15 protein-coding genes are annotated in these 15,518 nt (G+C 43.6%); 2 read left to right on the top strand and 13 right to left on the bottom strand.

Annotated features, from left to right (window positions below; genetic code table 11):
- Positions 1-189: 189 nt before the first annotated feature.
- The gene (locus H9659_RS14670; RefSeq protein WP_191691971.1) at positions 190-795 is read right to left on the bottom strand and encodes a VanZ family protein; all 606 of its coding nucleotides are present in this window, start codon (positions 793-795) and stop codon (positions 190-192) included.
- A 537-nt stretch (positions 796-1,332) separates the two neighbouring features.
- Between H9659_RS14670 and H9659_RS14665 the strand changes: the two genes are divergently transcribed.
- Positions 1,333-1,788, top strand: coding sequence for a staygreen family protein (locus tag H9659_RS14665; RefSeq protein WP_191691969.1), 456 nt, complete (start codon positions 1,333-1,335; stop codon positions 1,786-1,788).
- Positions 1,789-1,970: 182 nt separating this feature from the next.
- Here the strand turns inward: H9659_RS14665 and rlmH are convergent, their stop codons facing one another.
- From rlmH to H9659_RS14650, 3 genes are all read right to left on the bottom strand, one after another.
- Complete coding sequence (rlmH, locus tag H9659_RS14660) at positions 1,971-2,450, bottom strand: 23S rRNA (pseudouridine(1915)-N(3))-methyltransferase RlmH (RefSeq protein ID WP_191691967.1); 480 nt, start codon at positions 2,448-2,450, stop codon at positions 1,971-1,973.
- Positions 2,451-2,529: 79 nt separating this feature from the next.
- On the bottom strand, positions 2,530-2,694 hold the full coding sequence (locus tag H9659_RS14655) for a CxxH/CxxC protein (protein ID WP_191691965.1): 165 nt from the start codon (positions 2,692-2,694) through the stop codon (positions 2,530-2,532).
- Positions 2,695-2,859: 165 nt separating this feature from the next.
- On the bottom strand, positions 2,860-4,164 hold the full coding sequence (locus H9659_RS14650; protein WP_191691963.1) for a S1C family serine protease: 1,305 nt from the start codon (positions 4,162-4,164) through the stop codon (positions 2,860-2,862).
- 186 nt (positions 4,165-4,350) lie between these two features.
- Here H9659_RS14650 and H9659_RS15625 point away from each other — a divergent pair, with 186 nt between their 5' ends.
- The gene (locus H9659_RS15625) at positions 4,351-4,476 is read left to right on the top strand and encodes a hypothetical protein (RefSeq protein WP_263618301.1); all 126 of its coding nucleotides are present in this window, start codon (positions 4,351-4,353) and stop codon (positions 4,474-4,476) included.
- Positions 4,477-4,591: 115 nt separating this feature from the next.
- Here the strand turns inward: H9659_RS15625 and H9659_RS14645 are convergent, their stop codons facing one another.
- The 9 genes from H9659_RS14645 to H9659_RS14605 all read right to left on the bottom strand — a co-directional run bounded on the left by H9659_RS14645 (position 4,592) and on the right by H9659_RS14605 (position 15,510).
- Positions 4,592-5,380, bottom strand: a complete 789-nt coding sequence (locus H9659_RS14645; protein WP_191691960.1) for an MBL fold metallo-hydrolase — start codon at positions 5,378-5,380, stop codon at positions 4,592-4,594.
- A 12-nt stretch (positions 5,381-5,392) separates the two neighbouring features.
- Entirely contained in the window at positions 5,393-6,211 is an 819-nt protein-coding gene (locus H9659_RS14640; RefSeq protein WP_191691958.1) for a two-component system regulatory protein YycI, read from the bottom strand.
- Positions 6,198-7,532, bottom strand: a complete 1,335-nt coding sequence (locus H9659_RS14635) for a YycH family regulatory protein (protein ID WP_191691956.1) — start codon at positions 7,530-7,532, stop codon at positions 6,198-6,200. The genes H9659_RS14640 and H9659_RS14635 overlap by 14 nt, the downstream gene beginning before the upstream one ends.
- Positions 7,529-9,358 carry a cell wall metabolism sensor histidine kinase WalK gene (gene walK, locus H9659_RS14630; RefSeq protein WP_191691954.1) on the bottom strand — a complete coding sequence of 610 codons (1,830 nt, stop codon included), beginning with the start codon at positions 9,356-9,358 and terminating at the stop codon, positions 7,529-7,531. The genes H9659_RS14635 and walK overlap by 4 nt, the downstream gene beginning before the upstream one ends.
- Before the next feature lie 8 nt (positions 9,359-9,366).
- Positions 9,367-10,077 (bottom strand): response regulator YycF, encoded by a 711-nt coding sequence (gene yycF / locus H9659_RS14625; RefSeq protein WP_191691950.1) that lies wholly within the window; start codon positions 10,075-10,077, stop codon positions 9,367-9,369.
- 231 nt (positions 10,078-10,308) lie between these two features.
- The gene (locus H9659_RS14620) at positions 10,309-11,598 is read right to left on the bottom strand and encodes an adenylosuccinate synthase (RefSeq protein ID WP_191691948.1); all 1,290 of its coding nucleotides are present in this window, start codon (positions 11,596-11,598) and stop codon (positions 10,309-10,311) included.
- A gap of 124 nt (positions 11,599-11,722) precedes the next feature.
- Positions 11,723-13,075 carry a replicative DNA helicase gene (dnaB, locus tag H9659_RS14615; protein ID WP_191691946.1) on the bottom strand — a complete coding sequence of 451 codons (1,353 nt, stop codon included), beginning with the start codon at positions 13,073-13,075 and terminating at the stop codon, positions 11,723-11,725.
- A gap of 15 nt (positions 13,076-13,090) precedes the next feature.
- A complete protein-coding gene (gene rplI, locus H9659_RS14610) occupies positions 13,091-13,537 on the bottom strand; it encodes a 50S ribosomal protein L9 (RefSeq protein WP_191691944.1) in 447 nt (148 codons plus the stop codon).
- A 2-nt stretch (positions 13,538-13,539) separates the two neighbouring features.
- The gene (locus H9659_RS14605) at positions 13,540-15,510 is read right to left on the bottom strand and encodes a DHH family phosphoesterase (RefSeq protein ID WP_191691941.1); all 1,971 of its coding nucleotides are present in this window, start codon (positions 15,508-15,510) and stop codon (positions 13,540-13,542) included.
- Positions 15,511-15,518 lie beyond the last annotated feature (8 nt).

The raw sequence follows: 15,518 nt of genomic DNA, 5'->3' as shown, positions 1-15,518 counted from the left end.
GTAGATTCTCCTCATCTCTTTGGTTGTATTCTACAAGACCCTATCTTTATTGTCTAAGTAAGTGTAGCCTATTCAAATATGCCATATCGAGAAATCGCGTTGATGTTTTTTATACAGGATTTGGGGAGGTGCTCTATTTTATCCTTAGAGATGCAAAGGACTCAGAGTTATAAAATTAATTCATTTAAACTACAATTTATTTGTGATGATCTGGCTTTTCATAGACACTTTAAATTGATCAATCCATTCTTTGAAATACGTATTCTTCGATACAAACTTCACCGCATAATACCCCAGAATCCCTCCGAGCGTATTCGCAATCAAGTCATTCACATCCACGCTTCTGGCACTATTCACAGTGATGTAAAGCAACAACTGCAGCACTTCTATCGCTAGACTGAACAGCAAACTCCTTACTGCTACGAGCTCCCACGAAATCTTGTCCTGCTTCACTACTAGCCACTGATAGACCCCAAACGGAACCAACATAATGATGTTCAAAATAAATGTCGCCATATCAATCGTCAGAATCGGAATCGGATTGATTCGGCTGTACCACGGAGTCTGATTCTTATACATCCCCAAATTCACTTCAATCGGAAACGTCGTCAATGCCACCACCGAAAGAATATATATTCCCAGTGAAATTAACGTAATGTATTGAAAAATACTATAGTTCTTACCCTGTCTTTTCAACTTCAGAATCACTATTATCAAATACACAATAAATAGCGGCCCTATAATATACCCCGCATCAATCGTCCTCATAAACGACCACGATTCTTCTGTTGTCATGCCATTCCACTCCTCTTCTTCAGATTAATCTCGTATCTGCAATTAAGTGATACACTTATTATTTCATTGAAATCTGAAGAAACACGTATGGCAATTCTTAAGGTTTTCTTAGGGTAGTCTTAGAAAGGAGTTTTGGGAAGTTCTACTTCAATTTATGAAGAATTCATTATAGACAGGGTTTTGCCAAGATTCCCCTGTGGGGTACCATTGATGTACCTGTGAAGAAAACTACTCTGCTTAAGTCGTTTGAAACAATTCGGCAATTGTCTTTTGCGTCATTCAGACAGTTTTGCCTTCTATTACTCATTAATAGAACGACATCCAATTGAACATTTCACTTACCTTTAATATAAATCATCTGAGTCTCTCACTTATGCTAGATTACTTTCACATCACTTATGGTACGGTTCAACGCGATTAGTCTAAGTGCGATTTTTAAGATTTTACTACTGGTAACAAAACTCTTCATAGACTTATTACCAATCTCCAACAAAAAAAGTAGCGTATACATATATAAAACCGATTGGAGTTAATGGCGTGAGTAAGTTTAATTCAGAAAGACTATCTGTTGAATACAGGAATGGTGTAACGGCTACGGAACCGATTATTCCAAGAAATCACACTCTCACTCACTCTGATTTCACTGGAGAACTATTCTTAACAATTGGAACTCAATTTGCGTGGGATAAAGTCAATCCTGACATGAGAGATGAAGTATTAGGTGAATGGAAAACAAATAGAAATTGCTTGTATTACAATGTATATCTATTTATAGATCAAGGAGAACATGACTTAATCGCGGCAACAAGACGGAATGAAGTTTTCCGACGCGAATTGCCACTTGCATTAACAGCTATTCGATACGGTGATAGGTTTTTATTCGATCTGTACCCAAATCTAGATTATGCTTTAATAATCGTAAACTTTATGTCCACTCAGCCTCTGTTTGCTAGACAAGAGATTTGGGGGACTTTCAACAGTTATTCCATATAATTTTCATCTAAAAATTTGTAAAGGCTGAAATATACAATGATCTTCTGTATATTTCAACCTTTTTAGTTTACAGTACTTGCACTAAATCATTTTTTATTAGATGGTTCACCATTAGTATAACCTAAGCCTGTCTGTCCTTCCTGCCTCTTTATTATAAGGCTGTTTACATAAATAAATTGCACTTACTTATGATACGGTTCATTCCTCATAATTCTAAACCCACGATACACCTGCTCCAACAAAATCAGCTTCATCAACTGATGTGGGAATGTCATCTTAGAAAACGACAGCAGCTCATCGGCTCTCTTGTAGACATCAGCATGTAATCCCAAGGATCCGCCAATGATGAAAGTGATTTTGCTTTTTCCATATGTCATTAGAGATTGCAGGTTTTCTGCTAGTTGTTCGGATGTTTTCTGTTTCCCTTCAATCGCAAGCGCAATGACGTGTGCATCTGGTGAAACTTTTGCAAGAATACGGTCCGCTTCTTTTTTCTTCACGATTTCCATGTCAGCGTCGCTGAGTTGTTCGGGCGCTTTTTCATCCGCCACTTCGATTAAATCGATATTTGCATACGCACCGAGTCGTTTTGCATATTCCTCGATGCCCATTTTCAAATACTTCTCTTTCAATTTCCCAACCGTCACAATTGTAATATTCACAGCGTTGTCCACCTTTTTTGAAAAGTTATACACGGAAGTTATACACATATCCACAGGTCCATCTAGATATAGTGCCCGATTATGTGTTCGTCACAAGATAGACAGCAAGTGTATCACAGTAATCGCACTTTGTGGATAACTTCTCTTCGTTTGTTATCGGCTCCATGTTCGGAAATGTCTCCTCTTGTGCCACAAATTCGTCAAGTGCCCGGTTTATATGGGTTTCACAGCTATGAATTTTCAAATTATTCACCCCTTTTTTACTTTTACTTCCCCACAGAGTTATGCACAAATTTTCAGTTTTATCCACAAACGTAGAATTGTTGATAAAAAAAGCAGACACAATAGCGGTTTCTCTGCTATCGTGTCTGCTGTGGATAACTAAGTGGTGATTTTATACACATGTGCATTAGAACGAGTTGCCGTCTTTCAGAACCATGTCAATTGTGACAGGCTTTCCTTCGCGATAGACTTTCATCGTCATACTATCGCCGACTTTCTTTTCGTTGTACAAGTGTTTGCGCAACGTCACCATGTCTTCAATCGGTTCTCCGTCCATTTCTACAATTGTATCATATTTTTGGACACCTGCGGTTTGTGCTGGCGTATTACGGAAGACTTCTGTGACTACAACACCATTTTTAACGTCTTCCGGTAACTTCAGAACGCTCTGTTGCTGGACGGGGATACTTCGTAAATCGAGTAGTGATACACCCATTGTCGGGCGATTCACTTCACCTGTCTGTTCCAGCTGCTCAATTACTGGCAAAGCTAAGTTGATAGGAATTGCAAGACCAATTCCTTCTACCGTCTCCTCGGTAATTTTCATGGAGTTGATTCCAATTAGCTGCCCTGCCATATTGATAAGCGCTCCGCCAGAGTTCCCTGGGTTGATGGCTGCATCGGTTTGTAAAACATCCGCTTGCCAGTCGATGGTACCATCTGAGTTAATGTCGATAGGAATAGAACGGTCTTTACCTGAGACGACCCCAACTGTGACCGAACCAGAAAAACCAAGGCCTAACGGGTTCCCGATCGCAATGACCGTTTCTCCACGTTTTAGCGCATCGGAATCTCCAAATTCCATAATGGATGTGATGTCTTTGTCGTCGATTTCAACAACTGCTAGATCCGTCCAGACATCACTCCCAATTAACTTACCTGCAATCTTTGTTCCATCGTCAAGTGTCACTTCCAGTTCTTCTGCATCTTCGACAACATGATGATTGGTGACAATGTAGGCTTTCCCATTTTCTTTCTTATAGAGGACGCCCGATCCCGTTCCAATTGCTTGCGGTGTATCCGATTGGGTCCAGAAATCTTGACCTCGCTGTAAATTCGTAATCCCAACAACGGCGTCAGTCGATTTTTCTACGACTCCTGTTAAATCACTATCGATGTCGACACTCACTTGCTTAGAACTTCCCGATTCCTTAACTGTACCCGTTGTCTTGTTGTCATTGTCATCCGATTCGCCCACGGCAAACATGAGTAACCAGACGAGCAGGCCGCCAAGGATGGCTCCAAATAATGCAGGGAGAAATCCACCTCTTCGTTTTGGAGGTTCTGGAGGCGGTGGAGGTGGTGTGGTTGCTCGTGTTCTGTATACGGGTTCACTTGGCGGAGCCTCGTGATTTTCTGAAGGCGTCGGTTCCTGTAGTGGATCTGTTGGCCTCTGTTGTTCCTCTTCTCGATCCCTGTTGTAGTCGTCCATGGCTCTCGTCCTTTCGATTCCATTCTCTCTTTACACTTTACCCCATTCTGAAAAATTTAAAAGAAATATGGGGACTTCTATAAAAAGACGATGGAATGGAGCGAATCGTTCCCGTTAAAGGAGATTTAAAGTATGCACAACTAAAGGAGCGGATGGCCATGGTAAACGGTAGGGTTCCTGGCTGAAATGAGCGGGTGCTTCGGCGAAACGGGCGGGTGGCCGTCCGAAATGAGCGGGTGCTTCGGTGGAACGAGCGGGTGGCCGTCCGAAATGAGCGGGTGCTTCGGTGGAACGGGCGGGTGGCCGACGTAAACGAGCGGGTACTTCGGCGAAACGGTCGGGTTGCTGAGAATACCAGCGACTGCCACTCACATCAACTTCATTCCCATTAAAAAACCGCATCGCTTAAAGCGATACGGTTTCCTTTTCAAACTGTGATTAATTCAGTTGGTTCTTCTGCGTCCGTATCATGCAGATGGACGAACTCTCCTGCGACAATACCGCACGTTTGTAACGTCTGCTCGACGCTCATGCGGGCAAGGTCCTTCATGTTATTGTCGCGGCTTAAGTGGGACAAATAGATCTGGGTCTCTTTTTGTTCAATGACATCACTCATTGCAATTGCGGCATCCTCATTCGATACGTGACCGACATCACTCAATATACGCCGCTTGACACTCCACGGATAGCGGCCCATTTGAAGCATGCCGACGTCATGATTCGACTCAAAGACAAACGAGTCCGCATTCTTAATGATTCCTTTCATCCGATCACTCACGTATCCAGTATCGGTTATGATCGCAAGTTTTCGATCATTTTCATGGAACACGTAGAACATCGGATCAACGGAGTCATGAGAAACGGCGAACGATTCAATAGAGATCGAACCAAGTGAGTGGACAGTTTCCACGTCGAACTGAAACCGTTGGTCAAGCGCGATTTCTCCTACTAGTCCATCCATTGCTTGCCACGTTTTCTCATTCGCATAAATGGGAACTCCGTGTTTTCTTGCTAAGACACCTACGCCTTTAATGTGATCGCTGTGCTCATGAGTAACAAAAATAGCTTTGACGTTTTTCATCGAACGACCGATTTTTGCAAGCTGTGCTTCAATTCGTTTTGCTGTTAAGCCAGCGTCTACTAAATAAGCTCCCGAGTCATTTTCTATATAAATGGAATTACCAGTACTGCCGCTGGCAAGTATGCTGAAACGCATTGTAAAAACTCCTTATTCGGATTGCTCTTCGGTTTCTTCCGTTTCCTCTTCAAGTTGGAACTCAATCACTTTACCTTCATTCGCACTGAGGAAGTGATGCTCTTTTTCCCCATTCTCTAATTCTACTTGAACATCCCACGTTGGGGCAAACACTTGGGTTTCCGTTAAGCGTACAAGTGTTGAATAGCCCATTTTGACATTGGTCACCTCAGAATTCTGTTTCAACAAACCTCGTGAAGCGAGAGATCCGATGATTTCTAGTGGCGAGAGCAAGTCTTTCTTATTGAAATTTGCAAAGTTATTTAACATCCGCTGCTCATAATATTGAATTTTTTCATCATCATCCCATGTGATCTCGAGCATGGCACTCGGACTATAATAGATCGGGCGTCCCTCGAATTGCTGGAAAAAGAATGCTTTCTTTTGTTCTTCCGCCACCTCCCACAGTACGTATTCCGTTCCGTTCAATACGTATTGGGAAAGGAACGATTTGAAATCATCTTTCTTTGCTTCTTCAAGTGTTATTTTATCGGTAATGGTTGACCTCAACAGGTTATCACTCATGATGGATGTTTTTTGACCTTTTAAATCTTTTAGTGATTCTTTGTTAAAGTCAACGACATCTGCAGAAACAAATGATGCTTCTTTGTCTACGAATGGAGGCAGCTTGTATGTGATGTGTTCTTGCTTTAAGACATCTTCCATAGAAGTCTTCCCCGTCACTTCCAGGTTTTCAATCTTTGCATTCCGATTCAAATACAGGAAACACAGTAATACATTCAGTATCGAAAACACTATGATGAAGATTGTTTTGGTTTTACTCCAATCCAAGAAGGCCGCCTCCCTTCCGATTTAGCTCTTCCTCATACACTTCCCAATTCCCTTTGATGTAATAGAACCAATGAGGTTCGAATTTCAAGACACCTACATCCGTATCATGAATAAGTAGATAGCCAGGCTTTATTTCTTCGATTGCTGTGAAATCGAGATCGTCTGATGCTTCTAGTTGACGGGCAACCTCCGTTGCTGGAGGGAGTGTCACTTCATAACTCTTGATAGGAGAGTTGAGTGTAAAATAAGGACGGCTATAACGGGCTACTCGGTTGTCTCCCAGTATTTCCGTTATTTCTGCACCGTTCGGGACGTCACTGAAGACTGGAAGTCCATTGTCATGGAGCTGAAACTTAATATAACGCGAAACTGGGTTCATGTAAGAGTAGCGGTAATCATCTGTCCAGCCGCTGTGATCATTTACAAATTCCACAGTAGCTGTCATCAGTTCAGACGGAATCGCCAATTCCTGACTTTCAGGAGGATAGACGAAGTTTAAAACTTTCGATTTCGTATTTACATTCATCAGCGCATGATCGTCCCCATACTCTTCCTTATGAGGTTCGACCAAATTTCTTCTGACAGCGTTTGGATCATTAAACAACGCATCTTTAAACAAGGAAGGATTGATCTCCTCTTCGATGTACGTCGAATGGATCGCAGTGATGGGTTCACTTGAAATCGCTAACGTTTTGGTTTCATTCACTTGTACTTCTTTATATTGAGACAACTTCTTACCTTTATCAATAATCGACTTTTGGAAACGCTGAGTATCTTCCATTTTCACTTTCGCTTTATAATGCGTCCTGCTGACGGTACTGATAAAGTGGACCTCAGGTAAACTGTCTTCCGGATTCCAATTGACAATGAGGAGATTGAACAGAACTTCCGGAACGTTTTTGTCCTCGATTTCAAGCACGTCCTCATAGACGGAAACCGGTACTTCCCCTGGATAATAGAGGGTATACTGATTTCCTTTAGTGAGCAAGTTATGCAGTTCTTCTAACGTAAGATTCTGATTCACAGCAGTAAGTCCAAACACTTTCCAGCGCATCATTTCTTCAAGAACCGGCTTAATTACAGACGAATCTGTCGTTCCAAATAATTCTTCATCGTTAAATTTAAAGACCCATTTGTAAGGAAGTACAATATCAGATATCGGTTTCTTGTTTTGTATGGTTGTAATCGATCCATCGACCGACTGATTCGGGTCAATCGGATCGAACTTTGGTGCATACGACCATATTGAAAACGTGAATGTGATGCTCAACAGGACGAGCAGTAGCAGGACGACTGATTTGATTGTCTCTATATGTCTCACACGTCCCACTCCCCATCATCGTGTTGTTCATAAGGCAATGTAAAGAAGATCGAGGTCCCTTCCCCTTCGACACTATGCGCCCAAATCTTGCCCCCATGTGCACTAATCATCTCTTTCGCAATTGCGAGACCTAGGCCGGTACCACCCATTGCCCGGGAACGGGCTTTGTCTGCACGGAAGAAACGATCGAAAATCCGATTCACATTCGCGGCTGGGATGCCAAGACCTTCATCTGCAATACTTACCCGGATCGAGTCCTCCAATACCGCTACATTGAAACGGACAATTCCACCGTCAGGCGAGTACTTCAGTGCGTTCGAAATGATGTTATCAATTACTTGCGTCATTTTGTCCGTATCAATTTCAACAAACAGATCCTCTGGCGGAACAATTCTACGGAAGCTCACTTCTTGTGATTTGGAAAACTCGAATCGATCTATGATCGAGTTGAAGAACGTATTGAAGTCTACCCACTCTGTGTTGAGCTCGTACTCGTTACTGTCCATTCTGGAAAGTTTCAGCAAATCATTTACAAGCCGGATCATCCGTTCAGTCTCTGTTTGTGTCACATTCAAGAAGGCAGGTGCAATGTCTTCATTTCTCCATGCTCCTTCAGCGAGAGCCTCCAAGTAACTGCGCATTGTAGTGAGTGGCGTCCGAAGTTCATGTGAAACATTTGAAACAAACTCACGACGTTCCATCTCAATTTTTTCTTGCTCTGTGTTATCATGCAGAACGACTATGAGTCCATTCACAAAACCTGTCTCTCGTTGAGTCACTGAAAAGGTGGCGCGTAATATAGATGGTTCGTCTTCTGTGCTAAAGTCTAACGGAAGCGATTCACGCATCTCTATCAAGTCTTCAAAGGAATATTCTTTTTCAATTCCAAGAATAGTATTGATCGGTCGGTTCAATACAAGATCACTGGTCATACGAAGCATGCTGAGCGCCGAGTCATTTATCAGACTTACCCGGCCCTTCCGATCTGTTGAAATTACTCCGTCTGTCATATTTTCCAGCACAGACGCCAATTTCCGTCTTTCCGCTTCTGTGGTGGATTGAGACTCCAACAGCTGGTTCGTTAAATGGTTGAACGCAATGGCCAGCTGTCCCATCTCGTCATTTCCATAGACCCGGACTTTCCTGGAGTAATTTCCCTTCGCCATTGCTTGGGCTTGCCTGCGCATGTCCGAAATAGGACGGGTGAACGTCTGGGCAATGAAGATTCCAATGATGATGGTGATCGTAAGCGAGACTGCAGCAGCTCCTGCAAGGATTCGATTGATTTCATCGATCTGCTTAAAGACTTTTTCAATGTTGGACTCCACGTAGAGTGCTCCAATGACTTCACTGCCGTTCATAATCGGATGCGTACGTTTTTGTACTCGTTTATTTGCTTTATCATTGAAGTAAATGATGCTTTGAGGACTTTCAGAGACTATGGCACGTTTGACTATATCGTCCGTGGATTTCTGTCCCACCATCGTTTTCTGGTGATCGAGAACTGAGGATGCTAAAATACGATATTTTGAATCGATGACTCGTACTTCATTGATATCATCAGAACTAAAACCCGTAAGGACTGTCCGCAAACTCGTTTCGACTGACGGATCGTCAGAGGATCGTTCTTTCAGCATTTCTTCACGTACGCTAAATTCAACGAGGTTAATACGATCTTTAATCGACGTGTTAAAGTTCTTTTTCAACGTATCTTCTAACTCTTTTGAAAAGTACAGACCGATAATCTGCAAGGCGAGCAAGATGAGCATGACGTAAATCAGCACAAACTTAACATGAATGGAATTGAAGATCCCCACTTTTCTCATTCTGTTAGTTACTCCTGTTCCGGATCCCGCAAGTAGTAGCCAACGCCACGACGTGTCACAATCCATGTTGGATGGCTTGGTGTATCTTCAATCTTCTCTCGAAGTCTTCGGATAGTAACATCCACCGTCCGCACATCACCGAAGTAATCATAGCCCCAAACCGTTTGCAGCAAATGCTCGCGCGTCATCACTTGTCCTATGTGATTCGCTAAGTAATGCAGCAGTTCAAATTCGCGATGGGTAAGCTCAATGGTTTCTCCTCGTTTTTGCGCTAGATATGCATCTGGCTGGATGACGAGACTGCCGACCGCAATATCATTTGTAACTTCTTCTGCATCTTCAGCTGCAACTTTTTGATGTCTGCGCAAGTTGGCTTTGACTCGAGCAATCAGTTCTCTTGTTCCGAAAGGCTTGGTAACGTAATCATCTGCACCGAGCTCCAGTCCAAGAACTTTATCAATCTCAGAGTCTTTAGCTGTCAGCATGATAATCGGAAAATCATATTTCTTGCGAACTTCGCGACATACTTCCATCCCATCCTGTTTTGGCAGCATTATGTCGAGCAGCATAATATCCGGCTGGACCTCTTCCACTTTCGCCAGCGCTTCGTCCCCATCATAAGCTGTATAGACAGTAAAGCCTTCTTTTTTTAAATTGAATTCCAATATATCTGCAATGGGTTTCTCGTCATCTACGACGAGTATTGTTTTGTTTTGCATGAGTTCTACCCTTTCTGGCCGAGTCGGCGCATTTACTTGGTATCCTTTACTCTACCATTCTTCATGCATTTTCGCACGTTCAATCGTTTCGTAAACCGCATGAAGAGGGCATTCATACTCTATTATTTCCCGGGGAATATTCCCCGGATTTTGTCGAAATTCCCCGCAAGTAAAAACGCTTCCCCACTCCACCCATAGGCAGTAGATGAGGAAGCGTTTTATAGGATTGGCTTAAGCACGCCAAACGCTTTTTACCACGTTTGTTTGTGTACGATCCGGTCCTACTGAGAAGATCGAAATCGTTACGTCTGTGAGCTGGGAAATACGTTCTAAATAATGACGTGCGTTCTCTGGAAGTTCATCGAGTGATTTACACTTCGTGATATCTTCTGTCCAGCCTGGCAGTTCTTCATAAATCGGGGTACATTCAGCAAGCATTCGCAAGTTTGCAGGATACTCTGTAATTGTTTTCCCTTGGTATTCATAAGCTGTACAGATTTTAACTGTCTCCAAACCTGTCAATACATCGATTGAGTTTACCGATAGATCCGTTAGTCCACTGACGCGGCGTGCATGACGGATGACGACACTATCGAACCAGCCGATACGGCGTGGACGACCTGTTGTTGTTCCGAATTCTTTACCGACTGTACGAATCTGATCGCCTATTTCATCGAATAGTTCCGTCGGGAAAGGACCGTCACCAACACGTGAAGTATAAGCTTTACATACACCTACGACGTGATCGATCTTTGTTGGGCCGACACCAGAACCGATTGTTACTCCACCTGCAACTGGGTTGGATGATGTAACAAATGGGTAAGTACCTTGGTCGATATCGAGCATGACTCCTTGAGCACCTTCAAAAAGGACACGACGTGCTTGGTCAAGTGCGTCGTTCAACACTTTGGATGTATCTGTTACATACTTCGCAAGTTCTTGACCGTACCCGTAATACTCTTCTAAAATGTCTTCGACTTTGAATCCTTCAGTATCATACATTTTTTCAAACAGACGGTTCTTTTCTTTCAAGTTCATACGCAGTTTCATCTCAAACACTTCATGGTCAAGCAAGTCTGCCATACGGATCCCGATTCGTGCAGCTTTGTCCATATAAGCTGGTCCAATCCCTTTACCCGTAGTCCCGATCTTGTTTTCCCCGCGGCTCTGTTCTTCCACAAGGTCTTGTTTCAAGTGGTATGGCAAGATGACATGTGCACGATTTGAAATACGCAAGTTGTCTGTATTGACGCCTCGGTCTTGAAGGCCTTTCAATTCGCCGACGAGTGCTTTTGGATCGACAACCATGCCGTTTCCGATAACAGACGTCTTCTCTTTATAAAAAATGCCGGATGGCACGAGGTGAAGTTTATATGTTTCTCCGCCGAAAATAATCGTATGACCCGCGTTATTCCCGCCTTGGTATCGTGCGATTACTTCTGCATTTTCTGAAAGGAAATCTGTAATCTTCCCTTTCCCTTCGTCTCCCCACTGTGTTCCAACAACTACTACTGATGGCATTATCAGCACCTCCGTTGGATGCATAAGCATCCTCATTCAAACAGCTATTATTGTAACAAGTTTTATGGTCCACCGTCAATAAAAACACGAACATTAGAGAGATTATATTCTCCTACATTCGTGTTTAAGCACCAAAGGATTCGTGCTGTGACCAATCGATATTCAAGAACTTGTTGTATTCCTTGGCAAAGGCTAATGTCACTGTTCCAGTTGGGCCGTTACGTTGCTTAGCAATGATAATTTCAATCATATTTTGGTTTTCAGTTTCTTTATCGTAATAGTCTTCACGGTACAAGAATGAAACGATATCCGCATCTTGCTCAATACTTCCTGATTCTCGCAAGTCAGACATCATTGGCCGTTTGTCTTGCCGCTGCTCAACACCACGGGAGAGCTGTGACAAGGCAATGACAGGGACTTTCAATTCACGCGCGAGAGCTTTCAAAGAACGGGAGATTTCCGATACTTCCTGCTGTCGGTTCTCACCCGATCTGCCACTCCCCATAATGAGTTGTAAGTAATCGATCATAATCATTCCTAGTCCATGCTCTTGTTGAAGACGTCGGCATTTCGAACGGATCTCGTTGATACGGATACCTGGTGAATCATCGATGAAGATTCCTGCGTTGGATAGACTGCCCATCGCCATCGTCAGCTTGCGCCAATCCTCCGCCTCGAGATTCCCTGTCCGCAGAACAGATGCATCAATATTACCTTCTGCACATAGCATACGCATGACGAGCTGTTCAGCACCCATCTCGAGACTGAAGATTGCAACGTTCTCATCAGTCTTTGTGGCAACGTTTTGCGCAACGTTCAATGCGAATGCCGTCTTACCCACTGAAGGTCGTGCAGCCACAATGATCAGGTCATTGGGCTGGAATCCTGCAGTGATCTTATCGAGGTCTGTAAACCCTGTAGGGACGCCTGTGACGTCTCCTCTACGTGTATGCAAAATTTCTATGTTGTCATACGTATCCACGAGTACGTCTTTAATATGACGGAAATCACCTGCATTTTTGCGATTCGCAACTTCCATCATCTTCTTTTCGGCTTCGGACAGGAGCGCCTCCACTTCGTCCTCTCGTGTATATCCATCTTCCATGATCGTAGAGGCTACAGAAATCAATCGTCTCAACAGCGATTTTTCTTCTACGATACGGGCATAATGTTCAATGTTTGCAGCAGTTGGCACAGAGTTGGCTATCTCTGTTAAATAAGAGAGTCCTCCGACGTCTTCCAATTCCTTTTTCGCAGACAGTTCTTCCGTGACAGTGACCACATCGATCGCCTGCCCCTTATCACTTAAGCTGATCATCGTTAGAAAAATCTTATGATGTGCAGTCCGGTAAAAATCCTCGGGTATCAGAATCTCAGCTGCTGTAATGAGCGCTTGAGGATCCAAGAAAATTGCACCGATGACGGACTGCTCGGCTTCGTTATTATGAGGGGGAATACGATCTATCATTTGATCCATCAGACTATCTCCTTATCATTCTTCAGTTACGTGGACTTTCAACACCGCGTTGACATCGTGATGCAGCTTCACAGGTACGTTCGTATAGCCAAGTGCACGGATTGCATCCGGCAGATCCATTTTACGCTTATCCAGCTTAATACCGTGTTGCTTTTCCAGAGCTGCTGCAATTTGCTTAGAAGTGACCGATCCAAATAATCGACCATCTTCACCGGACTTCGCTGTCAATTCAACTGTGAGCTCTTCGATGCGCGCTTTTAGTTTTTTCGCATCTTCCAATTCTTCTGCAGCATCTTTTGCCTGGCGATTCTTCTGTCCTTCTAACTTACTGAGGGCTGCTGGCGTTGCTTCAACAGCCACGTTGTTTTTTAGTAAGAAGTTTTGGGCATACCCTACAGAAACCTCTTTTACATCACCTTTTTTACCTTTACCTTTTACATCTTGCAGAAAAATCACTTTCATGTTCAGTCTCCCCTTTCCTGATCATCCAAAATTACTTGTTTCAGTTGCGCTTCAGCCTCTTCTACACTGTCTAACATCAGTTGTGTAGCTGCGTTTGTCAAGTGCCCCCCGCCGCCAAGCTGTTCCATCACTCGTTGGACATTCAGTTCACCGAGTGAACGGGCACTTATACCAATTTTACCATCTGACCGTGGAGCGATGACAAAGGATGCAGATACTCCTTGCATCGTCAGCAAGATGTCGGCGGTTTGTGCGATCAGCACAGAATTGTACGGCACCCCGTTTTCGCCTTTCGCAATGGCAACCCCGCCATTCATGATCTCAACCGTTTCAATAAGTTTCGAACGCTCTACGTAGGTTTCTATGTTCTCCTTCAACAAACGTTGTACGAGAACGGTGTCTGCGCCATTCGTGCGCAGATAGGAAGCTGCTTCAAACGTACGGGAACCCGTGCGTAATGTAAAGCTCTTCGTATCGACCACGATACCCGCTAGCATAGCTGTCGACTCAAGCATCGTCAATTTCTCGTTTTTCGGCTGATATTCAATAAGCTCGGTCACTAGTTCGGCAGTCGATGACGCATACGGCTCCATGTAAACGAGCATTGTATTTTGTACAAACTCTTCACCGCGACGATGGTGATCGATCACCACCAGTTTTTCTGCTCTGTCAATCACACGTTCATCGATGACCATGCTCGGTTTATGTGTATCCACTATGACCACAAGTGACTTGTCCGTCATTTTGGATAACACCTCATCAGGATGGATGAAATGATCATACAAGTCAGGATCTTGTTCGATTTCGTCAATCAGTCGATTTACACTTGCATCCAATTCATCGAAATTCACGACGACATATCCCGGAACATTATTCATACGAGCCATTTTACGTACACCGATTGCTGCCCCAATCGCATCCATGTCCGGCATCTTATGACCCATGACAAAAATCTGATCACTGCCTTGGATTAAGTCACGTAGTGCATGGGATATGACTCGAGCTCTCACTCTCGTCCGCTTCTCCACGGGATTCGTCTTACCTCCGAAGAATTTCAGCTTTCCATCTGATCGTTTAATCGCGACCTGGTCACCACCTCGCCCCAGCACGAGATCCAAACTGGACTGTGCGAGTTCACCCAATTCGATGAGTGATGGAGAGCCTGCACCTACCCCGATACTCAATGTTAAACCATTACTTTGTTTCGCTGTTTTTTCCCGCACATCATCGAGAATCGCGAATTTATTTTTTTCTAGCTCATTCAGCATGGATTCGTTGAACACAGCTATGAACCGGTCCGAGGCTACACGTTTCACAAAGATGCCATTGTCTGCGCCCCAGCTATTAATAAGAGAGGTCACAAGCGAATTCAGCTGACTTCTTGTTTGATCATCCATAGTCTGTGCCAATTCGTCATAGTTGTCGACGAGTAAGATTCCGATAACCGTTCGATCTGCATAATACAGTGACTCGATTTCGCGCTTTTTCGTTACATCAAATAAATAAATGAGTCGATCCTCGGGCTTATATGCAAGTCTGAAGGAACGTTCTCCTACCGTCATCGTCAAATCTTCAGGTACGTCATCTTTTAAAAAAGAACGGAACTGTTCAGAGAGCTCAAAAAGCTCTTCACCAATTAACGATTCTTCTCCAAAGATTTGTGCCGCGTATGGGTTGGCCCATTCAATAATCTGTTTTTCATTCAACAGAATGATCCCAATCGGCAATTCAAATAGTGCCTCTTCACCGACTTTTTTCATTCGATAGGACATCGTCTCAATATGCTTTTCCGTATCCATATAGGTTTGTTCTTCAATTTTCCATGAAGAGCCGATAAGTGCAAAGAAAATCACCGTATAGATCAGCCCCACCCAAAAGTTGAACATAAACAAAAATACTGCCGCCAGGACGCCGAGGAGTGAGACGGCAGCAAGCGGATAACGAATCGCTCTCTTCCTAAAAAAAGATGTCATTGTCTCAT

Source organism: Sporosarcina gallistercoris, assembly GCF_014836415.1.
Classification (GTDB): domain Bacteria; phylum Bacillota; class Bacilli; order Bacillales_A; family Planococcaceae; genus Sporosarcina; species Sporosarcina gallistercoris.
Note: the sequence above shows the minus strand (reverse complement) of the source record. Positions and strands in the feature narration are given on the sequence as shown.